At 62.4% G+C, this 26,430-nt stretch carries 36 protein-coding genes; 26 read left to right on the top strand and 10 right to left on the bottom strand.

Going from position 1 to position 26,430, the window contains the following annotated elements; genetic code table 11:
* Nucleotides 1-191: 191 nt before the first annotated feature.
* The 4 genes from NP945_RS22020 to NP945_RS22005 all read left to right on the top strand — a co-directional run bounded on the left by NP945_RS22020 (nt 192) and on the right by NP945_RS22005 (nt 2,706).
* Nucleotides 192-1,718: an ABC-F family ATP-binding cassette domain-containing protein gene (locus NP945_RS22020; RefSeq protein ID WP_256747494.1), complete on the top strand. Its 1,527-nt coding sequence runs from the start codon at nt 192-194 to the stop codon at nt 1,716-1,718.
* A gap of 79 nt (nt 1,719-1,797) precedes the next feature.
* Nucleotides 1,798-2,076: a type II toxin-antitoxin system RelE/ParE family toxin gene (locus tag NP945_RS22015; RefSeq protein ID WP_127321180.1), complete on the top strand. Its 279-nt coding sequence runs from the start codon at nt 1,798-1,800 to the stop codon at nt 2,074-2,076.
* 27 nt (nt 2,077-2,103) lie between these two features.
* Nucleotides 2,104-2,412, top strand: a complete 309-nt coding sequence (locus NP945_RS22010) for a HigA family addiction module antitoxin (protein WP_127268663.1) — start codon at nt 2,104-2,106, stop codon at nt 2,410-2,412.
* A 135-nt stretch (nt 2,413-2,547) separates the two neighbouring features.
* Nucleotides 2,548-2,706: a hypothetical protein gene (locus tag NP945_RS22005; RefSeq protein ID WP_127268662.1), complete on the top strand. Its 159-nt coding sequence runs from the start codon at nt 2,548-2,550 to the stop codon at nt 2,704-2,706.
* 16 nt (nt 2,707-2,722) lie between these two features.
* On the opposite strand, the gene NP945_RS22000 is transcribed toward NP945_RS22005, so the two are convergent.
* The gene (locus NP945_RS22000) at nt 2,723-3,337 is read right to left on the bottom strand and encodes a glutathione S-transferase family protein (RefSeq protein ID WP_256747493.1); all 615 of its coding nucleotides are present in this window, start codon (nt 3,335-3,337) and stop codon (nt 2,723-2,725) included.
* A gap of 238 nt (nt 3,338-3,575) precedes the next feature.
* Between NP945_RS22000 and NP945_RS21995 the strand changes: the two genes are divergently transcribed.
* Nucleotides 3,576-4,004, top strand: a complete 429-nt coding sequence (locus NP945_RS21995) for a glyoxalase/bleomycin resistance/extradiol dioxygenase family protein (protein ID WP_256747556.1) — start codon at nt 3,576-3,578, stop codon at nt 4,002-4,004.
* A gap of 75 nt (nt 4,005-4,079) precedes the next feature.
* Nucleotides 4,080-4,433 carry a DUF1428 domain-containing protein gene (locus tag NP945_RS21990; RefSeq protein WP_127397299.1) on the top strand — a complete coding sequence of 118 codons (354 nt, stop codon included), beginning with the start codon at nt 4,080-4,082 and terminating at the stop codon, nt 4,431-4,433.
* A gap of 144 nt (nt 4,434-4,577) precedes the next feature.
* Here the strand turns inward: NP945_RS21990 and NP945_RS21985 are convergent, their stop codons facing one another.
* Nucleotides 4,578-6,200, bottom strand: coding sequence for a tetratricopeptide repeat-containing sulfotransferase family protein (locus NP945_RS21985; protein ID WP_256747492.1), 1,623 nt, complete (start codon nt 6,198-6,200; stop codon nt 4,578-4,580).
* Between the two features lie 139 nt (nt 6,201-6,339).
* Between NP945_RS21985 and NP945_RS21980 the strand changes: the two genes are divergently transcribed.
* The 6 genes from NP945_RS21980 to NP945_RS21955 all read left to right on the top strand — a co-directional run bounded on the left by NP945_RS21980 (nt 6,340) and on the right by NP945_RS21955 (nt 10,014).
* On the top strand, nt 6,340-6,705 hold the full coding sequence (locus NP945_RS21980) for a hypothetical protein (protein WP_256747491.1): 366 nt from the start codon (nt 6,340-6,342) through the stop codon (nt 6,703-6,705).
* A 219-nt stretch (nt 6,706-6,924) separates the two neighbouring features.
* Entirely contained in the window at nt 6,925-7,125 is a 201-nt protein-coding gene (locus NP945_RS21975) for a cold-shock protein (RefSeq protein WP_256747490.1), read from the top strand.
* 144 nt (nt 7,126-7,269) lie between these two features.
* Entirely contained in the window at nt 7,270-7,539 is a 270-nt protein-coding gene (locus tag NP945_RS21970; protein WP_023809798.1) for a hypothetical protein, read from the top strand.
* The gene (locus NP945_RS21965) at nt 7,536-7,817 is read left to right on the top strand and encodes a hypothetical protein (RefSeq protein WP_127323161.1); all 282 of its coding nucleotides are present in this window, start codon (nt 7,536-7,538) and stop codon (nt 7,815-7,817) included. The genes NP945_RS21970 and NP945_RS21965 overlap by 4 nt, the downstream gene beginning before the upstream one ends.
* A gap of 39 nt (nt 7,818-7,856) precedes the next feature.
* Nucleotides 7,857-7,994, top strand: a complete 138-nt coding sequence (locus NP945_RS21960) for a hypothetical protein (RefSeq protein WP_164482279.1) — start codon at nt 7,857-7,859, stop codon at nt 7,992-7,994.
* A gap of 466 nt (nt 7,995-8,460) precedes the next feature.
* Nucleotides 8,461-10,014 carry an EAL domain-containing protein gene (locus tag NP945_RS21955; RefSeq protein ID WP_256747489.1) on the top strand — a complete coding sequence of 518 codons (1,554 nt, stop codon included), beginning with the start codon at nt 8,461-8,463 and terminating at the stop codon, nt 10,012-10,014.
* A 31-nt stretch (nt 10,015-10,045) separates the two neighbouring features.
* Here the strand turns inward: NP945_RS21955 and NP945_RS21950 are convergent, their stop codons facing one another.
* Entirely contained in the window at nt 10,046-10,480 is a 435-nt protein-coding gene (locus NP945_RS21950; RefSeq protein ID WP_256747488.1) for a Kazal-type serine protease inhibitor domain-containing protein, read from the bottom strand.
* Nucleotides 10,481-10,590: 110 nt separating this feature from the next.
* Nucleotides 10,591-10,746, bottom strand: a complete 156-nt coding sequence (locus NP945_RS21945) for a hypothetical protein (RefSeq protein WP_164748816.1) — start codon at nt 10,744-10,746, stop codon at nt 10,591-10,593.
* Between the two features lie 225 nt (nt 10,747-10,971).
* Between NP945_RS21945 and NP945_RS21940 the strand changes: the two genes are divergently transcribed.
* From NP945_RS21940 to NP945_RS21930, 3 genes are all read left to right on the top strand, one after another.
* On the top strand, nt 10,972-11,184 hold the full coding sequence (locus NP945_RS21940; RefSeq protein ID WP_006202520.1) for a cold-shock protein: 213 nt from the start codon (nt 10,972-10,974) through the stop codon (nt 11,182-11,184).
* Between the two features lie 319 nt (nt 11,185-11,503).
* Nucleotides 11,504-11,716 carry a cold-shock protein gene (locus tag NP945_RS21935; RefSeq protein ID WP_013530020.1) on the top strand — a complete coding sequence of 71 codons (213 nt, stop codon included), beginning with the start codon at nt 11,504-11,506 and terminating at the stop codon, nt 11,714-11,716.
* A 177-nt stretch (nt 11,717-11,893) separates the two neighbouring features.
* Nucleotides 11,894-12,325 (top strand): BA14K family protein, encoded by a 432-nt coding sequence (locus NP945_RS21930; RefSeq protein ID WP_127268420.1) that lies wholly within the window; start codon nt 11,894-11,896, stop codon nt 12,323-12,325.
* 225 nt (nt 12,326-12,550) lie between these two features.
* Here NP945_RS21930 and NP945_RS21925 read toward each other — a convergent pair whose 3' ends face one another.
* From NP945_RS21925 to NP945_RS21915, 3 genes are all read right to left on the bottom strand, one after another.
* Nucleotides 12,551-13,189, bottom strand: coding sequence for an MBL fold metallo-hydrolase (locus NP945_RS21925; protein WP_127268419.1), 639 nt, complete (start codon nt 13,187-13,189; stop codon nt 12,551-12,553).
* Between the two features lie 138 nt (nt 13,190-13,327).
* Entirely contained in the window at nt 13,328-13,645 is a 318-nt protein-coding gene (locus NP945_RS21920) for a hypothetical protein (RefSeq protein WP_023809804.1), read from the bottom strand.
* A 145-nt stretch (nt 13,646-13,790) separates the two neighbouring features.
* Nucleotides 13,791-14,684, bottom strand: coding sequence for a branched-chain amino acid aminotransferase (locus NP945_RS21915; RefSeq protein WP_127326803.1), 894 nt, complete (start codon nt 14,682-14,684; stop codon nt 13,791-13,793).
* A 246-nt stretch (nt 14,685-14,930) separates the two neighbouring features.
* On the opposite strand from NP945_RS21915, the gene NP945_RS21910 reads away from it, so the two are divergent.
* From NP945_RS21910 to NP945_RS21895, 4 genes are all read left to right on the top strand, one after another.
* A complete protein-coding gene (locus tag NP945_RS21910; RefSeq protein ID WP_027039379.1) occupies nt 14,931-15,464 on the top strand; it encodes a MarR family winged helix-turn-helix transcriptional regulator in 534 nt (177 codons plus the stop codon).
* Nucleotides 15,451-16,170, top strand: a complete 720-nt coding sequence (locus tag NP945_RS21905; protein ID WP_013530014.1) for a response regulator — start codon at nt 15,451-15,453, stop codon at nt 16,168-16,170. Before NP945_RS21910 ends, NP945_RS21905 begins: the two co-directional genes overlap by 14 nt.
* Nucleotides 16,171-16,219: 49 nt before the next feature.
* Complete coding sequence (locus NP945_RS21900) at nt 16,220-17,635, top strand: ATP-binding protein (RefSeq protein ID WP_128369645.1); 1,416 nt, start codon at nt 16,220-16,222, stop codon at nt 17,633-17,635.
* A 219-nt stretch (nt 17,636-17,854) separates the two neighbouring features.
* Entirely contained in the window at nt 17,855-18,877 is a 1,023-nt protein-coding gene (locus NP945_RS21895; protein ID WP_127326801.1) for a glycosyltransferase family 1 protein, read from the top strand.
* Here NP945_RS21895 and NP945_RS21890 read toward each other — a convergent pair.
* From NP945_RS21890 to NP945_RS21880, 3 genes are all read right to left on the bottom strand, one after another.
* On the bottom strand, nt 18,874-19,233 hold the full coding sequence (locus NP945_RS21890) for a tRNA-binding protein (protein WP_127261686.1): 360 nt from the start codon (nt 19,231-19,233) through the stop codon (nt 18,874-18,876). The two genes, NP945_RS21895 and NP945_RS21890, sit on opposite strands and share 4 nt — an antisense overlap.
* A gap of 27 nt (nt 19,234-19,260) precedes the next feature.
* The gene (locus NP945_RS21885; RefSeq protein WP_013893499.1) at nt 19,261-19,761 is read right to left on the bottom strand and encodes a YbjN domain-containing protein; all 501 of its coding nucleotides are present in this window, start codon (nt 19,759-19,761) and stop codon (nt 19,261-19,263) included.
* A 346-nt stretch (nt 19,762-20,107) separates the two neighbouring features.
* Nucleotides 20,108-20,410, bottom strand: coding sequence for an accessory factor UbiK family protein (locus NP945_RS21880; RefSeq protein ID WP_013530008.1), 303 nt, complete (start codon nt 20,408-20,410; stop codon nt 20,108-20,110).
* Nucleotides 20,411-20,578: 168 nt separating this feature from the next.
* Here NP945_RS21880 and lgt point away from each other — a divergent pair, with 168 nt between their 5' ends.
* From lgt to NP945_RS21845, 7 genes are all read left to right on the top strand, one after another.
* Complete coding sequence (gene lgt, locus NP945_RS21875; RefSeq protein ID WP_127396991.1) at nt 20,579-21,433, top strand: prolipoprotein diacylglyceryl transferase; 855 nt, start codon at nt 20,579-20,581, stop codon at nt 21,431-21,433.
* On the top strand, nt 21,430-22,518 hold the full coding sequence (locus NP945_RS21870; RefSeq protein ID WP_127809535.1) for a class I SAM-dependent methyltransferase: 1,089 nt from the start codon (nt 21,430-21,432) through the stop codon (nt 22,516-22,518). The genes lgt and NP945_RS21870 overlap by 4 nt, the downstream gene beginning before the upstream one ends.
* Before the next feature lie 107 nt (nt 22,519-22,625).
* Entirely contained in the window at nt 22,626-23,420 is a 795-nt protein-coding gene (gene pgeF, locus NP945_RS21865) for a peptidoglycan editing factor PgeF (protein ID WP_256747487.1), read from the top strand.
* Nucleotides 23,420-24,571: a Xaa-Pro peptidase family protein gene (locus tag NP945_RS21860; RefSeq protein ID WP_256747486.1), complete on the top strand. Its 1,152-nt coding sequence runs from the start codon at nt 23,420-23,422 to the stop codon at nt 24,569-24,571. Before pgeF ends, NP945_RS21860 begins: the two co-directional genes overlap by 1 nt.
* A gap of 43 nt (nt 24,572-24,614) precedes the next feature.
* Complete coding sequence (locus NP945_RS21855) at nt 24,615-25,202, top strand: hypothetical protein (protein WP_127321245.1); 588 nt, start codon at nt 24,615-24,617, stop codon at nt 25,200-25,202.
* A gap of 42 nt (nt 25,203-25,244) precedes the next feature.
* Complete coding sequence (locus NP945_RS21850; RefSeq protein WP_256747485.1) at nt 25,245-25,376, top strand: hypothetical protein; 132 nt, start codon at nt 25,245-25,247, stop codon at nt 25,374-25,376.
* Between the two features lie 63 nt (nt 25,377-25,439).
* Complete coding sequence (locus tag NP945_RS21845) at nt 25,440-26,375, top strand: ribose-phosphate pyrophosphokinase (protein ID WP_013530002.1); 936 nt, start codon at nt 25,440-25,442, stop codon at nt 26,373-26,375.
* Nucleotides 26,376-26,430 lie beyond the last annotated feature (55 nt).

The raw sequence follows: 26,430 nt of genomic DNA, 5'->3' as shown, positions 1-26,430 counted from the left end.
TCACCATCGTCAGCGTGGCCCGATTTCTGCCCTGCGAGCTTGCTTGCAGGGCTGACCAGGGACGGGTTTTTCCCGCTTCGATTTTTTGGTCTGCCCTTCGTGGTGTTGCAACGCCGAGCCTGATGGCCAGCCTGCGCACCGTCAAAGTGCATTGAGCCGGACTTTCCTCCGGCAAGACCAGAGAAATCAAAATGGCCCTGATCAGCCTCAAATCCCTCGGCGTCACCATGAGTGCGCCGCTGTTTGCCAATCTCGACCTCACCATCGGCTCCGGCGACCGGCTCGGCATTGTCGCCGCCAATGGCCGCGGCAAGTCGACCTTGCTGAAATGCCTGACCGGCGAGATGGAGCCGACCTCCGGCGACATCACCCGCACGCGCGGCCTGCGCGTCGGTCATGTCGAACAGTCGTTTGCCCCGGCCCTCCTCAGCCGGACGTTCCACCAGGTGGTGACGGATGCCTTGCCGGCCGAGCAGGCCGACAGCGAGATGTGGCGTGTCGACGTGGTTCTCGATTCGCTCGATGTGCCGGAGCCTATGCGCGAGCGGCAAATGCAGGCGCTGAGCGGCGGCTGGCAGAGGCTGGCACTGATCGCCCACGTCTGGGTCACCGATCCGGACGTGCTGCTGCTCGACGAACCAACCAACCATCTCGATCTGGCCCGCATCAGCCAGCTCGAAACCTGGCTGAACACGCTGCCGCGCGAAGTGCCGGTCGTCATCGCCAGTCACGACCGGGCCTTCCTCGACGCCGCCACCAACCGGACGCTGTTCCTGCGACCGGAACAGTCGCCCGTGTTTGCCTTGCCCTATTCCCGCGCCAGGCGGGCGCTCGACGAGGTCGACGCCTCGACCGAGCGCAAGTTCCAGCGCGACATGAAGGTGGCGCAGCAATTGCGCCGGCAGGCGGCCAAGCTCAACAATATCGGCATCAATTCAGGCAGCGACCTGCTGACGGTCAAGACCAGGCAACTCAGCCAGCGGGCCGAAAAACTGGAGGAAGCGGCGAACCCGGCGCATCGCGAGAAGTCGGCGGGTGCCATAAAACTGGCCAATCGCGGCACTCACGCCAAAGTGCTGATCACGCTCGACGACGCGGCTGTCGAAACACCCGATGGCACGCTGCTGTTTCGGACCGGCAAGCGCCACATCTGCCAGGGCGACCGCATCGTGCTGCTCGGCCGCAATGGCGTCGGCAAGTCGCGCTTCGTCACCTTGATCCGCAATGCCATCATCGAACCGGACAGTGTGCGGAATGTGAAGGTGACGCCGTCGACGGTGCTCGGCTACAGCGATCAGGCGCTGTTGGGCATCAGCGGCGACGACACGCCGCTGGCGATGGTCTCGCGCCGCTACGATGTCGGCGAGCAGCGCGCACGGTCGTTGCTGGCCGGCGCCGGCGTGGTCATCGAGATGCAGGAGAAAAAGATCGGCGTGCTGTCCGGCGGCCAGAAGGCACGGCTGATGATGCTGGCGCTGAGGCTCGCCAATCCCAACTTCTATCTGTTGGACGAGCCGACCAACCACCTCGACATCGACGGCCAGGAAGCGCTGGAAGCGGAACTCCTGGCGCATCAGGCAAGCTGCGTGCTCGCCTCGCACGACCGCTCCTTCATCCGCGCCATCGGCAACCGCTTTTGGCTGATCGACAAACGAAAGCTGACCGAAGTCGAGGACCCCGAGGAGTTCTTCCGCTCAGTGGCCGAAACGGCAGGATGAGGCCAACGGAGGTCGACTGGCATGTAAATTATTTGCTTACAGACCTTGTTTTTTGTAAGCAATCTGTTTACATATATCGATGATCAAGTCCTTCAAGAACAAGGCGCTGTCGGACCTCTTTCAAACTGGAAAGACCGGCAAGATCGACGCCAAGATGCACAAGCGCATTCTTGTCCGGCTTGACCGCCTGGAAGCTTCGGAGAAGCCGGAGGAAATGAACCTTCCCGGCTTCGATTTCCACCCGCTGAAAGGCTTCGATCCAATCCGCTACATGGTCCACGTCAACGGTCCGTGGTGCATCACATTCGAGTTCGACGGCAAGGACGCTGCCCGCGTCGATTTCGAGCAATATCACTGAGGCGGCCAGACTGGAGAAGTTCGACTTATGACCGTGCACGAGCCGACGCGTCCTATTGAGCGTTGTCCCTCCCACCCGGGAGCGCTGCTTGAGGACATTATCCCGGCAACTGGAAAGACCAAGGTGGAAATTGCAAATCTGCTCGGGATCTCCCGGCAGCAGCTCTATGACATCATCCGCGAAAAGAAGCCGGTTTCGCCGGCTGTGGCCGCTCGCCTCGGGAAGCTGTTCGGCGACGGCGCCGCGATCTGGCTTCGAATGCAAGCGGCTTTCGATGCTTGGCACGCAGAGCGTGAAGTTGATGTTTCAGCGATCCCTACGCTCAGGGTTGCGTAGGTCCGCACGGCAGCATTCGGACAGACCATCAGACGCCGCGATAAAAAATCTCGACGGTCTGTCGGATAGCCTCAGCCCATCGCGTCCTTGGGATGCCGACACGATGATGCCGGCGCCAACCCAGGGAGAATTATCATGTCGGTTCTTTCATCCATCGGTCGCGTCGCAACCCGGTATGCGGCAGCGCGCGCTCGTCACCGCAGCGAGCGCATCCTGCTTTCGCTGCCGGCCTCGCTGCGCAAGGATATCGGCTTTCCGGACGTCTTCGACGCGCAGAACGGCCGCCGCCCCTGACCTCGTGAGGCGCCAGTCAGTCATGCGTATCACCTGAAAGCGGTGTCGCCTGCATCGATACGCGTTTTTCGAAAGCCTCGAACCAGTGCGTCAGCCGCGCCCGCGAGCGAAAAGGCGGCAGGTGGCGGAACGCCATCCAGGACAGCGTGGTGGCCAAGGCGATGTGGCCGACATGGAGCGGTGCCTCGTCGTCCAGCGCGCTTTCGATCCAGTCGTAGCTCGCCTCGATCTTTTCCCGGTATCCGTCGGCGAGAGCACCATAGCGCAGCTTTTCGGGTCTCCTTTCTGTCTCCCAGCGCAAAGCGATGCCTGTCTGCGCGAGGCCCTGGGCGACCGACTGAAGCCGCAACGCCTGCCAGCGCGCCTCGCCGTCCTGCGGCAGCAGCTTGCGGCCGTCATGCAGTGTGTCGAGATAGGCGCAGATGACATCGGAATCGAAGATCGGCGACGCATTTGGCCGCAACAGCACCGGCACCTTGCCAAGCGGATTTTCGGCGTAGACATCGGCGTTGCGCAGGGTCGGACTGGTCTCGTGATGAATGACCTCCAGCCGATCGGCAATGCCGGCCTCATGGGCAAAGACGAGCGCCTTGCGCGCGAAGGGTGAGTGGGTCTGATAGTAGAGGATCATTGTCGTCCCGGGGTTGAAGAGGCGTTCGCGTGATCCATCTGTTCTAGCCTGCGAGCAGCGAGAATTGCGCTCTGATTGGGGGCGGTCGACGCAAGTTCGTTTCACGCCTCTCGCTCGAGCCCGCGGCTGTCCGGGATTATCAAGGGCCGACCGCCAAAAAAATTTCGCCGCCATGTAGGATCGCCGCCGTCCGATCCGTCCTATGGCTCGCAAGGCCAAACGCAAAGAGGAACAACAAATGACTGATCAGACCCCCGTTCAGCCCGCGGCCAAAGTGCTCGGCGGATTGACCCCCTATCTGCAGCTGGATGGCGCCTTAAAGGCTGCCGAATTCTACAAGAAGGCCTTCGGCGCGGAGCAGGTCTTTGCCTACCCGGCGGACGAAAAAGGCCGCACCATGCACATTCACCTCCACATCAATGGCTCGACCCTCATGCTCTCCGATTTCTATCCGGAAAACGGAATGCCCGCCGTCAAGCCGCAGGGTTACACCATGCAGCTTCACCTCGGCAGCGACGACATCGAAGCCTGGTGGAACCGCGCCGTCGATGCCGGCTGCGAAGTCGCCGTGCCGCTCCAAGTCATGTTCTGGGGCGATCAGTGGGGCAATATGCGCGACCCGTTCGGCGTCGAATGGGCGATGAACGCACCGGTGAAGAAAGCCTGATCTGCCGCCGATGGCCCGAGCCCCTCACCGGCCGGCGCCGGTGAGGCCCTGTGAACTTCCAGGAGGAGATCCAAAATGTCCTATGTCGATGGTTTCGTACTTGCCGTATCCAGGGCAAAACTCGATGACTACAAGAAGCTGGCCAACCTCGCAGGGCCTATCTGGAGGGAACATGGCGCGCTCGCCTATGTCGAATGCATCGGCGATGACGTGCCCTATGGCGAGGTCACGTCCTTCCCGCGTGCCGTGCAGGCCAAGGACGACGAGATCGTCGTCTTCGCCTGGGCCGTCTATGAGTCGCGGGAGAGCCGCGATGCCGTCATGGCCAAGGTGATGGCAGATCCCCGCTTGAAGGCCGATTGGGCGGACATGCCGTTCGACGGCAAGCGCATGATCTTCGGTGGCTTCAAGCCATTCATTGAGCTTTGAGCAGCCGGTAGCAGATTAGAAGAAGCCTCTCAGCTTCGTCATCCTAGGCGAAGCAGGAGCGAAGCTCCGTCGCGAAGACCCTAGGATGACGACGCGGCTGCTTAGGCCAATCTCTAAGGCCACGATCTGCTAGATAGCGTTGCGCTAATCCAGCTTGTCGAGCAGCGGCTTGAGCCGGTCTCCATAGCGCTTCCACAGATCGACCGACCCTTGATACATCGGCTGGCGCACCTGTGCGGCTGAAGCCGTGCGAACCGGTCGGTCGGTCTCGTGGAACGATAGAGCCGCGTCGTCCCAGGGCAGACCGAGATGAGCGATCAATGCCCGCGTCTGTCCTTCCTGGTCGGCGACAAAATCCTCGTAGCGTACATCATGCACGACGCCCGGCAGCACCGTGTGCCAATGCTTCATGATGTCGGTGTAGAGATTGTGGAAGTCGGCGAGCTCACCGAGATCGTAGCCATAGCGATGGCTGTCGCCGCGGAAATGCACCTTGTAGATCGACAGGCAGGTGGCCGCCGCATCGCGCGCGCAGTGGATGATCCTGGCCTTCGGCATCATCATGTGGATGAAGCCGACCAGCAGGAAGTTGCCTGGCATTTTGTCGGTGACGTGACGCATGTTCGGATAGCGGGCATGCAGCATGTCGAGATAGGCTTGCCCTGCCTCGGCAAAATCCGCATCGCCCATATCCGATACGCCCCATGGGAAGCCACCCGGCATGGTCGCCGGGAACTGCTTGCCGACCGCCTTCTTCAAGATGCTGAGCTCGCCTGCGCCATAGACCCGCGGATGGCTGGCAATGATCTGCTCGACCAGCGTCGTGCCCGAACGCGGCATGCCGACGATGAAGATCGGCGTGTCGTCGCTGATTGAGCTGGGCCTGTGCTTCTCGAAGAAGCCGGCATCGAAGGTGGCCTTCATCGCCTCGAACTCGGCCCGCGTCCTGGCCTGGTCGTAGTTGATGCTTTTGCGGCGGATCGCATTGCCTTCGGCGAAATAGTCGAAGGCCCGGCCATAATCCCTGAGATCGTCATTCGCCTTGCCGAGTCCGAAGGACAGCTGCATGCGTGCCAGGCTGTCCTGCGGCGCTTTGGCATGCTGGGCTTCCATGCCCCCAAGCTCGCTGTCGCGCTCCTTCTGGCGCTTGACCTGCGTCAGCATCAGCCAGGCTGTGGCCATGGCGGGGTTGATCGCCAACGCCTGCCGGAACAGGTCGGCCGCCTCGTCGAGCTTGCCCTTTTCCATCAGCCCGACGCCGAGCCCGTGCAGCAGGTCGGCATCCTTGGGGCGTATCGCCAGCGCTTCGCGGAAGACGGCGAGCGCCTCATCCAGCCGCCCGGCTTCCTGCAGGGTTTCGGCAAGCCCGATGCGGGCGCGCACGTGAAATGGATTGCGTGCAACCGTGCCGCGATAAATCTCTTCGGCCTCTTCGAACTGGCCGACCTGCTTCAGCGATGAGCCGAGATTGTCGCGCGCCGCGAGCTGGTCCGGCCGCAGATCCACCGCACCGCGGAAGAAATCGATGGCCGCAGCAGGGCGGCCGAGGTCGCGCATCACCGTACCGAAATTGTTGAGGAAATCGGGATTCGTCGGCTGCAGGTTCACCGACCGTTCGATGAGATCCAGCCCTTCTTCGCTGCGCCCGGTCTGGTGCAGCAGCAGTCCCAGGAAATGCGCCGCGGCCGCATGCTTGGGCTGACGCGCCAGCACCTGCCGGTAGATCGTCTCAGCCTCTTGCCGGCGCCCCGCCTGATGCAGTTGCAACGCCTGCTGCACATACTGGTCGAGGCCCAGCGGCGGCTGTCCGCCTGCGCCAGACCTGGCTCCCGCACCCGCCGCTCGTCTTTGATCTCTGTTGATGGGAAACCTGCCGTGTTTTATCCGCCTGTGGCGATCTAGGCCATTGGCGCGCCAGGTTCAAGGCTTCGCTTGCTGTCTCGTCCTTTCGTCGGTGCGGAAAGATCAAATCAGGCGATTGGTCTCGGCAACCTGCCTGGCACGCCGAACCGTTCCATCGGTGTCGGCGATCCTTCGCTTTGCCGCCTCGTCACTTCTGACAGTCAGCCGCGGCGACAGGACAACCATCGGCTTTGCCATTACCGGCTTTGCGACCGGCGTGATCGTTGCGGGGGTGCCTGTTGGCGTCTTTACGGACATCTCGAGGTCTCCTTCTTCAACTCACAAGAAAAATGAAAATACCGGGAGAATTATTCCCGCTAAGCTTCAAACAGTTTTTGAATTGTACGAATTTGTATCATCATTTCTCTGATAGTTACAGCGCGCAATTTTTTGAATGAAGCCCATTTTTATTTTAAAACGCCTTGATTAAATTACAACAAAGACCTATCTGTGCAGGATCGCTTTGGGCCAGAATTGGCATCTCGCGGCGTCAGAGGTTCTCGGCCCGCCAATCTCATTCCAAATCATCGATACCGGGCGCGCGGCATATTCGCTCCGCGCGACCATTCTCTTTCTTCGAAAGACCGACATGAACACCGGAACCGTGAAGTTCTACAATGGTCAGACCGGCTTCATTCAGCCGACCGATGGCGGCAAGGACGTCTTTGTCCATGTCAGCGCACTGGAGCGCGCCGGCTTCCCCGGCCTCGCCGAAGGCCAGAAGCTGCAGTTCGAGTTGGAGCGTGACATCAAGGGCCGCGAGTCGGCCGCCAATTTGCAATTGATCTGATCCGGCCGAATTCGATGAACGCTGACCACGGATGTACTGGCAGCTCTCGAAAGAGGCTTATTTCCAGCGACTGCCGGAAATAGGAAAGCGGGGCTCGTCCCCGCTTTTTTGTTTTCAGGACCGCTGCTTTGCATAGGTAAGACAATGCCGGACCGCACCACCCACTCCATCGCGCACTTCACCGCACCTTTCGTGCTCGGCGGACTGGAAGGGCAGCTGCCGGCCGGCGACTACGACATCGACCACGACGAAGAGCTGATCGAGGGCATGTCGCGGCTTGCCTGGCGCCGCGTCGCCACTTTCATCCATCTGCCGGCAAGGGCAGCGAAAAACCCGCCCACCAGCCAGCTTGTCGCCATCGATTACCTCGAACTCGAAACAGCGCTGAAGCGCGACAGGGAGAATGCAGCATGATCCGTTTCCAGCAGAATGCGCGCCCGCGCACCGACACGCCCGCGCACCAGTTTGCAATCGGTCAGACCGTGCGCATGAAGAGCCGCACCGGCCTCGTTCAGAAGACCGCCGAACTGTTCCAGATCAAGAGCAGGCTGCCGGTCAAGGATGGTTCGCCGCAATACCGCATCCGCAGCGAGCAGGAGACCTATGAGCGGGTCACCACCGAAGACAATCTCGAACCGGCAGATCCGGTTGTTGCCGACAACCCCGTTGTTGCCAGCAACCCGCTCGTCTGAGACCCCACCGCCAAGCCAACACTGAAGCAGGAGCACGACATGTCCAAAGGTCAACAGCGTAGCAACCGCGAGACACGCAAGCCGAAGAAGGACAAGGTCGTGGCAAAGCCCGCCTCCCCGTTCGGTTCGTCGGTCAAGCAGGCGGAGAGCAGCTTGAAGCCGAAGTCGAAAGGCTGACAAACTGGAGGGCGCGCCTCGTGCGCCCTTTCCGTCGTCCTCTGTGAGGTGGCGAATTGACTGGACAGGCCTGCGCAATGCTCTGCCACGGAGGCGCGCTCGAATTTCGTCATCGAGTTCTACCGGTCGCGCGACGCCGACGAAGCCACTCTCGACAAGGTATCGCTGGAGGCGCCGAACCTGCGCGCCGCGCTGCAGGGCGCCACCGCGCTGTTCCACACGCTGGCCATGCCGCAAATCCCCGATCGCCTGCGCATCTGCGACGACAATGGCAGCGAGCTTTACGCCGGCCCGGCCGACGGCGCCTATCCGGTTTAGAGCAGCGGTGCTGCCCCACGACTCCATTAAAGTTCACGTAAGATCGAGGCCCTAAGATCCGCCTGAACCGGGCGCTGCCGCGATTGGTGGCCGAGACGTTGCGGGCGACCACCCACGATCGCCGCTCATACCCGAAGGCAGGAGGCGCATGGACAGATCGCGCATCATCGTGACGGCGGTGATGTTGGCCATGCTGGGCGCCATCGTGCCAATCGCGGCTATGTTTCATCTCGCTTGGACTCAGGCCGTCCAAAAGGAACATGAGCGGCTGCAGTTGTTCGCCAGCCGCGCCAGCGCCAGGGCCGACATCTCGCTCAACGATGCCACCGCCGCTTTGCGGCAGATCGACCAGTTCACCGGCATCCGCTGTTCGGCGGACCATATAGCCCGTATGCGGCAACTCACCATCAGCACGCGCCCGATCGAAGAAATGGGCTATTTCGAAAACGGCCTGCTCAAATGCTCTTCCTGGGGACCGACCGAAGGGCGCGTTGCGCAATCCACCCCTGACTTCACCACCAGGGACGGCATTGCCGTCACCGCCCGCATGCAGCCGGTGATGAGCGATGACCATTTTCTGATGGCGCTGCGATACAGGGATCACAACGTCCTTGTCGATCCGGTACGCTTTGTCGACGTCATCGTCGATCCCGGTGTCCAGATCGCCTTGACGACGCAAACGGGCATCCTGCTTGGCGCGTTGAATAGCCCGAATCCTGCCCGTATCGAGAAGATCATCGCCGGCCCCGGCGAAGGCATCGATGACGATCTCCTGTTTGCCACGGCGCGCGGGACGGACTGGATTGCTGTCGCCACCGAACCGACAAGCCAGATCCTGGGCAGCGTTCGCAAGCAGCAATTCATGCTGCTCCCGCTCGGCGCCTTCATGGCTGCCTTCATCATCGGCGTGGTTGTGTGGCTGTCACGAAGGCGGCTTTCGCCCTTGGGAGAATTGCAGATCGCCGTGCGCAAGCACGAATTCATCGTCCACTATCAGCCGATCGTCGAGCTCAGGACCGGCAATTGCATCGGCGCGGAAGCGCTGGTGCGCTGGAAGCGGCCGAATGGCTCCCTGGTCCGGCCCGATCTTTTCATTCCGCTGGCGGAAGAGAGCGGCCTGATCACGGCGATTACCGATCAGGTCATTGCGATGGTTGTGTTCGACCTGAACAGGCTCCTGGTCGCCGATCGCTCGCTTCACATCGCCATCAATCTCAGCGCAACCGATGTCGGCACCGCGCGGGTCCTGCCTATTATCGAGAAAGCATTGCAGCACACCGGGATCCAGCCGCAGCAAATCTGGCTTGAGGCGACCGAACGCGGCTTCGTCGATATCAACTCGGCGCGTTCGACGCTCATTCGTGCCCGCGAACTGGGGCACGCAGTGGCAATCGACGACTTCGGCACCGGCTATTCCAGCCTGTCCTATCTCGAGGGGCTGCCGCTCGATGCGCTCAAGATCGACAAATCGTTCATCGATACGATCAGCACGAATTCCGCCACCAGTTCCGTCACCCCGCATATCATCGACATGGCCAAGACACTGAAGCTGAAGATCGTTGCCGAGGGCGTGGAAACGCAGGCGCAGGCCGACTATCTCGCCGAGCGCGACGTCGACTACGGCCAGGGCTGGCTTTTCGCCAGACCCATGCCTGCGTCCGAGTTCATCGCCTACTGTCGCCAGGTGGAGCCGACGGCTTGACGCCTGTCGTCCTCAACAAGGCGCAGCGTTCTCAGCACGGCCCGTCGCCAACGACGCGATAGTCCGCGGCGCGGGCTTCGCAGGAATTGGGGAAGGTGCGCATCTCGCCATGCCGGCGGCCGCAGACCGGAGCATATTCGCGGGTGCAGAACGTCTGCTCTTCACCGCCACCGCCACCGCCACCGCCACCGCCACCGCCACCGCCGCTGTCGCGGCACGGACCGTCGCGCACGATGCGGTAGCCAGCCCGGTCGGCAAGACAGGAATTGGCGAAGGTCTGGCGGTCGCCGCCGCGCCGGGCACAGACCGGCTCGTACTGCTTGCTGCAATATTGCGGCTCGGGCCGTGGCGGACGCGGGCGTGGCCCTGGTCCCTCATCGACGACAACGGTGCAGGCGGCAAGAATTGCCGACAGCAACAAGATGACAAAACCCTGCCGCGAAAAGATTGCCGCCAGAAATTTCATGATGATCTCCCACGATCGGTCCCCGGTTACCGATCCTCGCCATTCCCTTGCCAAATGCAACCCCCGTTTGAGCTCGGCAAACGATAACGGCGCCTGGACCGCAAGGGAGGTCAGCGCGCCGCGATGTCTGGCCCATTCGTGGCCCGGCTCTGGCCGATGACCCGGCCGGCAAGCAAGCCTATGCCGAGCCCATCGATGCTCAGGTCAGTCGATTGATGCGTCGGGATGCGCCAGTACGGCGGCCCGCGGCGGTATCTTGCAACCATCACGTTTCCGTGCGATAAATTCCGTGTTCGGGCATTTGCGACCCGGAGAGCGGAACGTTTTGGACGACCTTTCCCCGATACTGTGAATCTCTGACGGCCCCGTTTTCGGCGGGGGGTTTGACCATGCGCCAATGCATGACTGCCGAAGCAACCACCGGGAACTGCCCTTTGCGCCAGGCGGCGGGCGGGACCACCAAAGACTGAACGGGTGAAGGAGTTTCCCCAATGGCCCAGACCGGCACCGTTAAATTCTTCAACGCGACCAAAGGCTTCGGTTTCATCACGCCCGATGGTGGCGCCAAGGATGTGTTCGTCCATATCTCCGCGATCGAAGCCTCCGGCTTGCGCACGCTCGTCGACGGCCAGAAGGTCACCTTCGACGTCGAGCCGGACCGCATGGGCAAGGGCCCCAAGGCCGTCAACCTCCGCGCAGCCTGAGCCATCGGCGCGCCGCATGTCACTCGGACGTGCGACGGAGGCTCCATGCCTGCACCTGGCCTGGAGAGGGATCTGAATTTTGAAAGGCGCGGCGATCTTCGTCGCGCCTTTTCCTTATCGAAGGCGCGGGCCGGTGATGTCGCCCAAGCCGCCAGGTTCTGGGCAACGACTTGCATAAAACAAAGACCCAAAGCGTGCCGCAACGTGCTTTAGACGCCCGCAAAACTTTCTCTTGCCGATGACGCTAAAATAAAGGACAAATTTCCACTCGGGCATTTGCCGGCCCGAGACTGGAGTTTATGGGACAAAGGAGCTTCCCATGCCGCAGACCGGCACCGTCAAATTCTTCAACCATGCCAAGGGCTTCGGCTTCATCACGCCCGATGATGGCGCGAAGGATGTTTTCGTCCATATTTCAGCCGTGCAGGCGTCCGGCCTTCCCGGCCTGGAGGATGGCCAGAAAGTGTCGTTCGACACCGAGCCGGACAAGCGCGGCAAGGGACCCAAGGCCGTCAATCTGTCGGTCGGCTGAGCCGGCTTGGACCGGCGATGGTTTTCGCTCCCTGGAGGGCGTGTGACCTTTGACGCCTGTTGTGAATAAATTCGTCGAAATCCGTTCAGCCCCCGTTCAGCCACGGTTGCATATTAGTCTTTGGTAAAGCCGGACCGCATCCCCGAAACTACACGGGCCGGCACGAAGGAGACCGAGATGAACCGAATTTTCAAGACCGCCGTCCTGGCCGCTGCCGTGGTCGCCACCACGCTTTCGGCCTTGCCCGCCGCCAACGCACGTGATTGGCGCCGCCATCATGGCCATCATGGCAACGGCGATGCCATTGCCGCCGGCGTGCTCGGCCTCGCGGCCGGTGCGCTGATCGGCGGCGCATTGGCCAATGACCGCCCGCCGCCCGACGCTGACCGCTACTACGATGACGGTTACTACGATCGTGACGTGGTGGTGCGCCCGGCCCCGGTCCGCCGCTACTATGCGGAGCCGCGGGTGGTCTACGCTGATCGTTATGCCGAGCCGTGGACGCGTGATTGGTACGAATACTGCTCGGACCGCTACCGCACCTTCAATTCCCGCACCGGCACGTTCACCGGCAATGACGGCGAACAGCATTTCTGCACGGCGAACTAAACCAGGGCTTCCCTGCCCCAACAGAAAAGCGCTGACCGCAAGGCCAGCGCTTTTTTGTTTGGAGCATCACAGGATTGGGGCAGGCGAATATCGGCACGCCCTACAGCAATTCCAGGAAAAGTGTGAAACGGTTTCCCGGGAAAAGCGCAAAGCGTTTTCCCTTGGGAATTGAGTCAGAACAAAGGGTCAGAGCGGCCCGCCGTTTCCGTGAAATAGTGAATTGCTCTAAACGAGAAACGGATTGGTCCGCCTCTCCTCGCCAAAACGTCCGCCGGGACCGTGGCCGCAAATGAAGCCGATGTCGTCGCCGAGCGGCAGGAGCTTATCCTTGATCGAAGCGATCAGTGCAGCATGGTCGCCACCCGGCAGGTCGGTGCGGCCGACCGAGCCGCGGAACAGCACGTCGCCGACATGGGCGAACTTGGCCGCGCGGTTGTAGTAGACGACGTGACCTGGTGCATGGCCGGGGCAGTGCAGCACCTCGAACACATGGCCGCCGAACGACACGGTCTCGCCTTCGGACAGGAACCGGTCGGGCACGCAGTTGCGCGCTCCGGCGATGCCGTAGCGCTTGCCCTGGTTTTCCAGATTGTCGAGCAGCGACTTGTCGGCCTCATGCGGACCGATGATCTCGACGCCGAGCGCCTCCTTCAACTCCATTGCGCCGCCGGCATGGTCGATGTGGCCATGCGTTATCCAGATCGCCCCGGCTGAGATCGCATTGTCCTTCAGCACCGCCAGCACCTTGTCGATATCGCCGCCAGGATCGACGACGACGCCATGCTTGTCATCCATGTCGAACAGGATGGTACAATTCTGCTGGAACGGTGTGACCGGCACGATGCCGGCATTGAGCTGACCCATGATCGTCCTTTCGATGTTCACGGGTGATGTAGAGGCGCGGACAAAGGGCGTCCACCCTCGAAAGACGAACAATCGGTAGCTCCGAAAACGGAAATGGGCGGCCGAAGCCGCCCATTTGAAAAGACCGAAACGGCCCGCCTACTTCTTCATGGCGCCCATGACCGCGCCGAGAATGGCGGTCAGGATCGCGCCGCCGCCGGCGCCGCCGACGATGTTCTGCAGGTTCAGCGCGCTGCCGAGACCGCTCGTTGCTGCTGCCGCAGCCGCCGGATCGACCGCACCGCCACCCAGCAGGCTGCCGAGGATCGCCGCACCGCCGACGCCGCCAATGGCTCCGCCCAGGATTTTGGGAAGCTGACCCATCGCCGCCGTCTTGAGCGCCGCACCGACCGCCTGACCACCGATGACGCCAGTAATCACCTGTATGATGATCGGAAGAAGCGTGTTCATGTCCATATGATTAGTCCCTCCATAGCTGTCAGCCTCCCGGGCCGACACCATCATGAGACGCCGAATTGGACGAAAGTCAAATGCAGAAACGCTGAAATAAAAGGGGCGGCCCGAAAACCGCCCCTACTTCCTAAAAAAGCTGTGACTTTCGTTATTCTGCGGCGATCGCGTGCTTGGGCTGAACGGCCGCAGAATAGTCATTCATAAGATTCTTGGCTATTTCGCCGACCTCGAATCGGTAAGGCCCGATCTCGGAAACCGGCGTCACTTCCGCTGCCGTCCCGGTCAGGAAGCACTGCTCGAAGCTTTCCAGCTCTTCCGGCAGGATGGCGCGTTCAATCACCTCCAGGCCGCGATCCTTGGCCAGCCCAATGACCGTGCGGCGGGTGATGCCGTCGAGGAAGCAGTCAGGCTTGGGTGTGTGGATCTTGCCCTCCTTGACGAAGAAGATGTTGGCTCCGGTCGCTTCGGCGACCTGGCCACGCCAGTCGAGCATCATGGCGTCGGCATAGCCCTTGGCCTCGGCGGCGTGCTTGGACATGGTGCAGATCATGTAGAGGCCGGCGGCCTTCGACCTGGAAGGCGCGGTGCGCGGGTCGGGCCGGCGCCATTCCGCCACATCGAGACGGATGCCTTTCAGCTTCTGCGCAGGATCGAAATAGCTCGGCCATTGCCAGATGGCGATGGCACAGTTGATGCGGTTGTTCTGCGCCGAGACGCCCATCTGCTCACTGCCGCGCCAGGCAATCGGCCGGACATAGGCGTCCTGGAAACCCTGCTTCTTGAGAAGCGTGGAAGAGGCGTCGTTGAGCTCGGCCACCGTATAGGGGATATTGAAACCGAGCAGGCGTGCCGATTCATGCAGGCGCTCGGTGTGTTCGTTGAGCTTGAAGATCTCACCGCCATAGGCGCGCTCTCCCTCGAAAACGGCGCTGGCGTAATGCAGCCCGTGCGTCAGCACATGGATCCTGGCGTCACCCCATTGGACGAATTCGCCGTTCATCCAGATGAAGCCATCGAGTTGATCGAAGGGAACGGATGCCATGGTAACCTCCCACGGGCGGCAGCCCGGATAGTTGTATCGTTGTGTGTTTCGTGTCGGCCGCCCAAAGCGGCTTTTATGGTGGAGCGTAAGCGGATAATTGCGCTCTGGCAAACTCAGGAAATTCCGGAAAAACCGGCTTCCCTTGCCTTTTCGTTCGCAATCCGCCCAAAAGCTTGTCAAAAATTACCATTGCAGGGAAATTACGTCAATAGTACTGACATAATCTCTCTTTCCCACGGAGAAATAATGACGGATCGAAGCCCAGCCGCCGGAAAACCGATCAGGACCGCGATGTCGGTCGAGGACGGCATCGACTTCGCCATCATCGAGCTGCTCTTCTTCGCCTATCGCGACTTCACCTCCGATCCGGACCAGATCCTGGCCGACTACGGCTTTGGCCGGGCCCACCACCGGGTGCTGCATTTCGTCAACCGCAGGCCGGGCCTGACGGTAGCCGAACTGCTCGACGTGCTGAAGATCACCAAACAGAGCTTGGCCCGTGTGCTCAAGCAGTTGATCGACACCGACCATGTCGTGCAGTTGCAAGGTCCGCGCGACCGCCGACAGCGCGAACTTTATCCGACCGCCAAGGGCCGTGCGCTGGCGCTGGCGCTGGCGCGGCCACAGTCGCGCCGCATCCATGCTGCATTGGGGGATTCCGGAGTAACCGAACGGACCTTGGTGGAACGGTTCCTCGAAGCGATGGTCAATCCGGAACTGAGGGCGCAGATCGACGTTGGGTCCGCAAAAATGTCAGGGAAAAGCCATGGAGAGCACTGAACGGGTCGATCACGCGGCCGCGCCGGACGACGACGCGCCGCATCTGCTTGTCGTCGACGACGACACCCGCATCCGCAATCTTCTCAAGCAGTATCTGACCGAAAACGGCTTTCGCGTCACCGTCGCCGGCAATGCCGGCGAAGCCAGGCGCAAGCTTGCCGGCCTCGACTTCGACCTTCTGGTGCTGGACGTCATGATGCCCGGTGAAACGGGCGTCGACCTGACCAAGTCGCTGCGAGCCGAAAAGAACGTACCGATCCTGATGCTGACGGCCCTGTCGGAGACCGACAGCCGCATCTCAGGGCTAGAGGCCGGCGCCGACGACTACCTGCCGAAGCCGTTCGATCCGCGCGAGCTGATCCTGCGCATCAACAACATCCTTCGCCGTGGTGGCCCGGCGACCACGCCCAAGGTCGAGCAGTTGGTCTTCGGCCCTTACACCTTCCAGATCGCCCGGCGCGAATTGAAGCGTGGCGGCGAGGCGCTGAAGCTGACCGACCGCGAGCAGGAGATCCTGGCGATCTTCGCGGCAAGGGCCGGCGAGACGATACCCCGCCACGAGCTTGTCGGTGACGATTCGGAGGTCGGCGAGCGCACCATCGACGTCCAGATCAACCGGCTGCGCCGCAAGATCGAGCGCGATCCGTCCAACCCGGTCTGGCTGCAGACCGTGCGCGGTATTGGGTATCGGCTCAGCGTGGAATAGAATGCCGCCTGCGGCCTGCTGAGCGGCTGCGGGCAAGCGAAATGAGCGAATGGCAACCACGGAACTGGAACAGCCGGGCAATGGCGGCTTGAGCGCACGCGCCGCGCGGACGCTGAAGGCGGTGCCGCGCGCCTGGAACCGCTTCTGGCGCCTCGTCTCGCTGTATATGCCCAAGCGGCTCTATGCCCGCTCGCTGATCATCGTCATCGCGCCGATGATCCTGCTGCAATCGGTCGTCGCCTTCGTCTTCATGGAACGTCATTGGGCAACCGTGACGCAGCGCCTGTCGCAGGCCACCGTGCGCGACATCGCGGCCATCATCGACCTGATCGAGACCTATCCGCGCGATGCCGACTACACCAACATCATACGCATCGCCCAGGACCGCATGCAGTTGAAGGTCGACCTCCTGCCGCCCGACCCGCTGCCCGCGCCCGGCCCAAAACCGTTTTTCTCGATTTTGGATGATGTTCTCTCGTCGGAGATCACCCGCCAGATCAACCGCCCGTTCTGGATCGACACGGTCGGCAACTCCAACATCGTCGAGGTGCGCGTGCAGCTCGAGGGCAAGGTGCTGCGCGTCTTCGTGCGCCGCAGCCAGGCCTATGCCTCCAACACCCACATCTTCCTTATCTGGATGGTCGGCACCTCGCTGGTGCTCCTGATGATCGCCATTCCCTTCCTGCGCAACCAGATCCGGCCGATCCTGATGCTTGCCGAAGCCGCCGAAAGTTTCGGCAAGGGCCGGCCGATGCCGCGTGACTTCCGGCCGCGCGGCGCCGAGGAGGTTCGCCGCGCCGGCTTTGCCTTCATGCAGATGCGCGAACGCATCGAGCGCCAGATCGAGCAGCGCACCGCCATGCTGACCGGCGTCAGTCATGACCTGCGAACCATCCTCACCCGCTTCAAGCTGCAGTTGGCGCTTTCCGGCGGCAAGGCCGAGACCAAGGCCGCGCTCGACCAGGACATCGACGACATGCAGTCGATGCTCGAAGGCTATCTCGCCTTTGCCCGTGGCGAGGCTTCGGAAGACGCCGGACGGTTCGATCTCGAGGCCTATTTCGAAAAGCTCGGCGAGGAAGCCAGGCTGCGCAAGCGCAAGCTGTCGACGACGCTTGCCGGAGACCCCGATGTGCATGTGCGGCCGAACGCCTTTGCCCGATTGATGTCCAACGTCATCGGCAACGCCTTCCGCTATGCCAAGACGGTGGAAGTCAACGCCACCCATGGCCGCGGCTCGCTGCTGGTCACCATCGACGACGATGGTCCGGGCATTCCCGCCGACCGGCGCGAAGACGTCTTCAAACCCTTCGTGCGGCTCGACGAAGCCCGCAACCTCGATGCCAGCGGCACCGGGCTCGGCCTGTCGATCGCCCGCGACATCGCCCGTTCCCATGGCGGCGACATCACCCTTGAAGACAGCCCGCTCGGCGGACTGCGCGCTATCATCAAGGTTCCCGCATAACCGGCACGATACCGAAAGTGGAAACAGGCTTCATCCGCCCGTCATGAAACCATGATCAAGAACGCGCATGAAGCGCGCGACCTCAATTGATTCGACCTTGCCGCCTCACTTCGACCCCGTGCCCGTCCGGGTGCGCTGGAGCGAAGCGAGAGCAGCGGTCTGGTCGCCGTTCCGGCATCGTCTCAAGGCAACCGTCGACCTTTCCTGCAAAGGGCCGCCATGCGCATATTGATGGTCACCGATGCCTGGCGGCCGCAGGTTAACGGCGTTGTCCACACGCTGGAGCGACTCACCGAGACGCTGAAATCTTTCGATGTCGCCGTGGATTTCCTGACGCCGAACATCTTTCGCACCCTGCCCTTGCCGACATATCCCGACATCAGGCTGGCGCTGACCACGCCCGGCCATGTCGCGCGCCTGATCGACGCAGGCAAGGCCGACCACATCCACATCGTCACCGAAGGGCCGCTCGGCATCATGGCGCGGCGCTATTGCCGCAATGCCGGCCGGCCGTTCACCACCAGCTATCACACGCGCTTCCCCGAATATCTCAGCGCACGGCTCCCGGTGCCGGAAAGCTGGGCCTATCGCTGGCTGCGCGATTTCCACAATTCCGGCCAAGGCACGCTGGTCGCCACCCAGTCGCTCGCCGACGACCTCTCGGCGCGCGGCTTCACCAAGCTGCGGCCGTGGACGCGCGGCGTCGACACCGACCATTTCCGGCCCGACAAGAAGAAGGATCTCGGCTTTCCCGGCCCTGTCTTCCTCTGCGTCGGCCGGGTCGCCATCGAAAAGAACCTCTCCGCCTTCCTCGACCTCGACCTGCCGGGCAGCAAGGTGATCGTCGGCGAAGGCCCCGAGCTTGCCAGGCTGAAGGCAAAATATCCGCAAGCGCATTTCCTCGGCCATCGCCCCAACGACGAACTGGCCGAGATCTATGCCTCGGCCGATGTCTTCGTCTTCCCGAGCCGCACCGACACGTTCGGCAACGTCATCATCGAGGCATTGGCCAGCGGCACGCCGGTTGCCGCCTATCCGGTGACCGGGCCGATCGACATTGTCGGCGACGGCTTTGGCGGCGCGGTCTCCAACGATCTGCGCGAGGCCTCGCTTGCCGCGCTCAATGTAGACCGTGCCGAAGCACGCGAACGCGCCATGCGCTACAGCTGGAAGGCTTGTGCAGAGATGTTCCTCGACACGGTCGAGGAAGCGCTGGGAACGACGCGCAAGCTGGCGGCCTAAAACAACCTGCCGCCATCCGGCACCTTGCGCTCGATCGCGCCGAGCACCACCGCGCCCTCTTCGTCGGGAAAGCCGAGCGTCAGCACTTCCGACATGAATGGACCGATCTGGCGCGGCGGGAAATTGACCACCGCGAACACCTGCCGGCCGATCAGCGTCTCCGGTGTATAATATTTGGTGATCTGCGCCGACGATTTCTTGATGCCGATGCCGGCGCCGAAATCGATCTTCAGCTTGAATGCGGGCTTGCGCGCCTCGGGAAACGGCTCGGCCTCGACGATCGTGCCGGCGCGGATGTCGACACGATCGAAATCGGCAAAACTGATCTCGGGCTTGCGCTCGCTGTTCGAACTCATCTTGGTTCTTGTCTGCCTTGCGGGGACTCAGGCGTTGCCGTAGGTCTCGAACAGCACGCCGGCCAGGGCGTCCTTGGCCGAGGTTCCCGACCAGACGACGAACTGGAACGCCTGGAAATAGCATTCGCAGGCTTCCAGCGCCGACGACAGCAACACTTCGACCTGCTGGCTCGACGGCTCGACCCCGCCGGCCAGCAGCAGCGACTGGCGGAACATGATCGCGCCCTCCTGCTCCCAGAGGTCGAAATGGCCAAACAGCATCTGCTCGTTGATCAGCGACAAGAGCCGCATCACTTCCAGCGCGCGGGTCTCCGGCACCTTGATGTCGAAGGCGCAGGCAAGGTGCAGCGCCTCGAAATCCTCCATCCACGAGAAGGAGACGTGATAGTCGGTCCAGCTTCCGGCAACCGAGATCGAAATCTCGTCGTCGCCGGCCCGCTCAAAGGACCAGTCGTTGTTGTGGGCCACCTGCTCGATAACATCCACCGGATGGATTTCGCGGGAGAATTCGAGTTCGAGAAGTTCCATGGAATGCTTCCTGTCGTTCTGTACGAGCGCCGCCACACGCTCCGCGGGAGGGCACACACAACGAACAATCTTGTCTAGAACTCGGACGGCCAGGACTTTCTTCGCGCAAAAGACTACCTTCTCGACGCAAAGACCCCAGACCGGACCCCACCGCCCGGTCGCATGACCCTGCTCCGAATCATGCAACAAATTCAGTCTATTGATCGGGAGTCGCGTGAACAGCCCAATTTTTCGCACTGCGTCATTCGCATGTGGAAAGCCGCTGTCACAAAGATTCATGCAATGCCGTTAAGCGATTCACGGCAAAGCGCTTTTCAGGATCGGGCTATGTGGAAAAGTTTAACGATTATTTTTTTGTGCGCGGCTTGGCCGCCGTCGCTGGTGTGGCGTCGCCGGCCAGTTCGGCAAGCTTCGCCTCGAGCGCCTCGATGCGGGCGGCAAGGCGAGTGTTTTCTTCCCGCGCCTTGGCGGCCATCTCGCGCGCGGCTTCGAACTCTTCGCGCTGCACCACGTCCATGGTGTTGAGAATGCGTTCGGCCTGCCCCTTGAAGGCCGTCTCCACCTCCCGGCGCACGCCCTGGGCGGCGCCGGCGGCGTCGGTCATCAGCTTGGCGAATTCATCGAGAATGCGGTTCGGTCCGGTCGACATGGCAAATCCTCGCGCTTGCACAAATTGACGTAGTGGCGCTGCGCGTCGAATGCAAGCATGTTGCGCCGCGCTGCGGCATCAAGTCGAGGGCGCCCACCTTGCCTTGACCCTGCCAAAACCCTGCCGCATGGTCCGCGCGCAAACGCGTTTCGCAATGAGAGTTCCCCGTTGAACGAATATTTCCTGCTGCCGCTGGCCTCCTTGCCCTTCCCCAACATCAACCCGATCCTCATCCAGATCGGGCCGCTGGCGGTGCACTGGTATGGCGTCGGCTATATCGTCGGCATCCTGTTTGCCTGGTGGTACGCCAAGCGGCTCGCCGCCAATGCCAGGCTGTGGCCGAACGGCGTCCTGCCGATGAAGCCGGAGGATCTCGACGACTTCATCGTCTGGGCGGCCATCGGCGTCGTGCTCGGCGGCCGCACCGGCTATGTGCTGTTCTATGATCTGCCACGCTACATCGCCCACCCGCTCGATATCTTGGCGGTCTGGCAAGGCGGTATGTCGTTCCATGGCGGCCTGCTTGGCGTCATCCTCGCCATGACGCTGTTTTCCATCAAGCGCGGCATCCGCACCTGGTCGCTGTTTGACGTCGTGGCGGCCGGCGTGCCGGTCGGCCTTGGCCTGGTGCGCGTCGCCAACTTCATCAACTCCGAGCTGTGGGGGCGCCCAACCGACGTGCCCTGGGCTTTCGAATTCCCCAATGGCGGGCCGTTTGCCCGTCACCCGAGCCAGCTCTACGAGGCGCTTCTCGAAGGCGTGGTGCTGTTCCTCGTGCTGCGCATTCTCACCCATTCGCGCCTCAAGCTGAAGACGCCGCGCTTCGTCGGCGGCGCCTTCATCTGCGGCTACGGCCTGTCGCGCATTTTTGTCGAGTTCTTCCGCGAGCCCGACCAGCAGCTCGGCTACCTCCTCGGCACCAACTGGCTGACCATGGGCATGATCCTGTCGACGCCGATGGTGCTGGCCGGCATCTGGGCGATGCTGACCGCCAAGCCGGTGACGCAGCCGCAGCCGGCATGACACGGCTGAAGACCCGCATCGTCGACCTGATCGAGGCCCTGGGGCCGATACCGATCAACGAATACATGGCGATGTGCCTGTTCGACCCGGCGGACGGCTACTACACGACGCGCGAGCCTTTTGGTGCGGCCGGTGACTTCATCACCGCGCCGGAGATCAGCCAGATGTTCGGTGAACTGGTCGCCGTGTGGATGTACCAGGCGTGGCAGGCGAGCGGCCGGCCGCTGCCGGCCACCATCGCCGAGATCGGCCCCGGCCGCGGCACGCTGATGAAGGACATGCTGCGTACGCTGTCGCGGCTCGATCCTGATCTGGCCAGCGGCGCCACCTTCGCCATGATCGAGACCAGCCCGCGCCTGACCGAGGTGCAAAAGCAGACGCTTGGCGCCACACCCTTCGCGGTTGGCTGGCATGAAACCATCGAGACCTTGCCGCAGCAACCGCTGTTCATCGTCGGCAACGAACTGTTCGACGCCGTGCCCATCCGCCAGTTCCTCCGCGCCGGCGCCGGCTGGCGCGAGCGCGTGGTCGGCCTCGACGAGACCAACGACCTTTGCTTCTTCGCCGGCGCCGGCTCGGTCGACCCGACGCTGCTGCCCGCCGATGCCACCCAAGCGCCGCAAGGTTCGATCGCCGAAGTGGCGCCTGCCCGCACCGCGCTCATGGCAACGATCGCCGAGCGCATATCCAGGCATGGCGGCGCTGGCCTGTTTCTCGACTATGGCCATCTCCAGCCGGGTGTCGGGGACACGCTGCAGGCCTTGCGCAGCCACGATCACGAAGATGTGCTGGCCAATCCCGGTGAGGCCGACCTCACCTCCCATGTCGATTTCGCCGCCCTGGCCGCGATCGTGCGTGCACATGGCCTCGAAGCCCATCTGACGACACAGGGCGACTTCCTGCTCGGCATGGGTATCCTCGAGCGCGCCGGCCGGCTTGGCGCCGATGCCGGCCAGGCGGCGCGCGAAAGGATCGCCGGCGACGTCGAGCGCCTCGCAGGGCCGCAAGCCATGGGCGAGCTGTTCAAGGTGCTTGCGGTACTGCCTCGCGGCGTGGCGGTTCGGCCCTTCGCCGGGGCGGATTGACTTTTTACCGCCGCCCCTCCCAATCTCCCGTCCGCGCTTTGCAGCGCCTGTTCTCGACCAAGCACCTTCTTCTTGACGAAACCGCCCACACGGACAACAACGCCCGCATGCTGAATCAGACCAAACCGGATCCCGTTCGGTCGCCGCTGCTGGACAAGGCGCAGGCACAAGGCATCCGCCACGGCTATTTCACCCGCATCGGCGGTGTCTCCAGCGGCATCTACCAGGGCCTCAACATCGGCACCGGATCGAATGACGACCAGGCGCTGGTCGCAGAGAACCGCGGCCGCGTCGCCGCCTGGATGGGCGTGCCGGCGAACCATCTGTTGACCGCCTGGCAAATCCATTCGCCCGACGTCATCATCGCCAGGGAGCCCTTTGCCGGCGAGCGGCCCAAGGCAGACGCCATCGTCACCGACCGGCCGGGCATCGCCATCGGCGCCTCGACCGCCGATTGCGGTCCCGTGCTGTTCGCGGATGCTGAGGCGCGCATCATCGGCGCCGCGCATGCCGGCTGGAAAGGCGCGTTCACCGGCGTGCTCGAAAACACCATCCTGGCAATGGAAAGCCTCGGTGCCCGGCGTCAAAACATCGTCGCCGTGCTGGGCCCCTCCATCGGCCCTGATAACTACGAGGTCGGCCCGGAATTCGTCGCCCGCTTTGTCGATGCCGACGCCGAAAACATCCTCTATTTCGCGCCGTCCGCCAATGCCGGCCATGCCATGTTCGACCTCAACCGCTACACGGTTGACCGGCTGGCCGAGGCCGGCGTGACGGCTGAGGGCCTCGACCGCTGCACTTACGCCGAGGAAGGCCTGTTCTACTCCTACCGGCGCACCACGCATCGCAAGGAGCCCGATTACGGCCGGCAGGTTTCGGCAATCGTCTTGGAGAGGGAATAATGGCGCTGCATTTTGAACGATCTGAATTTGACGCGCGGCGCGACCGGCTGATCATCGAGATGGCCGAAAAGAAGCTTGATGCCATCCTGCTGTTCGCGCAGGAAAGCATGTACTGGCTGACCGGCTACGACACGTTCGGCTTCTGCTTCTTCCAGTGCCTGGTGGTGAAGGCCGACGGTTCGATGGTGCTGCTGACCCGCTCGGCCGACCTGCGCCAGGCGCGTCAGACCTCGATTATCGACAACATCGTCTTGTGGACGGACCGTAATGGCGCCAATCCGGCGGTAGACCTGCGCAATCTGCTCAACGAACTCGACCTGCTCGGAGCCCGCATCGGTGTCGAATACGACACCCATGGCCTGACCGCGTTCAATGGCCGACGGCTCGACGAACAGTTGCAGACCTTCGGCCAGATCGCCGATGCGTCCGGCATTGTCGGCCGCCTGCGCCTGTTCAAGAGCCCGGCCGAAATCGCCAAGGCCGAGAAGGCCGCCAATCTTTCCGATGATGCGCTCGACGCGGCGCTGCCGCTGATCAAGCAAGGTGGCGACGAAGCCCTGATCCTGGCCGCCATGCAGGGTGCGATCTTTGCCGGCGGCGGCGACTATCCGGCCAACGAATTCATCATCGGCTCCGGCGTCGATGCGCTGCTGTGCCGCTACAAGGCCGGCCGCCGCAAGCTCACCAAAAATGACCAGCTGACGCTCGAATGGGCCGGCGTCTTCAACCACTACCACGCACCGATGATGCGCACGGTGCTGACCGGCAAGGTGTCGAAGCGCCATCAGGAACTGTTCGACGCCGCCCGCGCGGCACTCCTGGCTGTCGAAAAGGCGATGACGCCGGGCAACAGCTTCGGCGACGTCTTCGATGCGCATGCCCGCACCATGGAGGCGCACGGCCTGACCAAGCACCGGCTGAACGCCTGCGGCTATTCGGTCGGCGCCCGCTTCACTCCGTCCTGGATGGACATGCCGATGTTCTACCAGGGCAATCCCGAACCGATCGCGCCCAACATGACGCTGTTCGCCCATATGATCATCATGGACTCCGATGCCGAGACGGCGATGACGCTTGGCCGCACCTACCTGACCACCGAATCCCAGCCCAAGCCGCTGTCCCGCCATGATCTCGACTTGATCGTACAGTGAATCCACAATGGGAGGCGTTCTTCGCCAAGGAGTTAGAAGGCAAATGAGACGATCGCATGTGACGACCGTGTCATTGCTTGTGGCATTGGCTCTTGCCGCCTGCACCAACGCAAAGGACGTGCTCGAACCGTCGGCGATCACTCCGCCGGCGACGTCGACCCAGACGCTGCCCGCCACCAGCACGGCGGGCGCTCCCGCAACCACCGCCGCACCGGTCACATCAGCCCAAAGCGCTGCCATCCTGTCGAAGACCCGCCTGCAGATCGCGCCGATCGTCGGCGCTTCGGTGGAAGCCGCGACACCTCTGACGGCGGAGTTGCAGACCCGCGCCAGGCAGCGCGGTATCACGCTCGCCGGCAGCGCCGACCAGACCGTGACACATGTGCTGAAGGGCTATTTCTCGACGATGTCGGAAGGCGCCGACACCACCGTCATCTATGTCTGGGATGTCTATGACCCCGCCGGCAACCGGCTGCACCGCATCAATGGTCAGCAGAAGGCCCCGTCGGTCAATTCCGGCGCCAGCGCGGGCGGCGACAGCTGGAAGGGGGTCTCGCCGGCCACCATGCAGACGATCGCCGACCAGACCATCGACCAATTCGCGGCCTGGCTCGGCGGCAAGGCGGGCTAGAGGCATCGGGCCCAAAAGTGGAGACGGTTTTGGGAAAATCCAATGCCCAACGAGAAGAAGGAGCAGCGCAAGTCCGCTGCTCCCTGTTGCAGCCCGGCGATGGCGCGGAGCTTTCTTGAGTTTAGCCGGCGGATTCCCGATCTCGGCGCTTGCAATACCGGCGCGGGCCGCTAAAAGCCCGGTTAAAGGGCGCAAGCGAGTCCGTCAGGTCTCATCATCCTCCACCAGGAACCGTGCATGAAACTCTTCGCGGGCAATTCCAACAGGGTGCTGGCCGAAGCGGTCGCCCGGTACCTCAACGTCCCGCTGGGTAAAGCCACGGTCAGGCGCTTCGCCGACCAGGAAATCTTCGTCGAAATCCAGGAAAACGTGCGCGGCGAGGATGTCTTCATCCTGCAATCGACCTCGTTCCCGACCAACGATCACTTGATGGAATTGCTCATCATGATCGATGCCTTCATGCGTTCCTCGGCCAAGCGCATCACGGCGGTCATCCCCTATTTCGGCTACGCCAGGCAGGACCGCCGCGCCTCCGGCCGCACGCCGATCTCGGCCAAGCTGGTCGCCAACATGATCACCCGCGCCGGTGTCGACCGCGTTCTGACACTTGACCTGCATGCCGGCCAAATCCAGGGCTTCTTCGATATTCCGACCGACAATCTGTTTTCCGTGCCGGTGATGGCCCGCGACGTGAAGGCCAAATACAAGCAACTCGGCAACGTCGTGGTGGTCTCGCCCGACATTGGCGGCGTGGTCCGCGCCCGTGCGCTGGCCAAGCGCTTCGATGCGCAACTGGCCATCGTCGACAAGCGCCGCGAACGGCCCGGCGAATCGGAAGTCATGAACATCATCGGCGCGGTCGCCGGCAAGGATTGCCTGCTGATCGACGACATCGTCGATTCCGGCGGCACGCTGTGCAACGCCGCCGATGCATTGCTGGCCAACGGCGCCACCAGTGTCACCGCCTATATCACCCACGGTGTGCTGTCGGGCGGTGCGGTTGCCCGCATCAGCGGCTCGAAGCTGCAGGAACTGGTGATCACCGATTCCATCCAGCCCACCCAAGGCGTGCTCGACGCGCCCAACATCCGCGTCATCTCGATCGCCGACCTCATGGGCGAAGCCATTTCGCGCACCGCGACCGAGGAATCGGTGTCGAGCCTGTTCGACTAGAGCAATTCTAGGAAAAGTGTGAAGCGGTTTTCCCGGGAAAAGCGCGTAGCGCTTT

This window comes from Mesorhizobium sp. LMG17149, assembly GCF_024518695.1.
Classification (GTDB): Bacteria; Pseudomonadota; Alphaproteobacteria; order Rhizobiales; family Rhizobiaceae; genus Mesorhizobium.
This window is presented reverse-complemented; position numbering and strand designations above follow the sequence as displayed.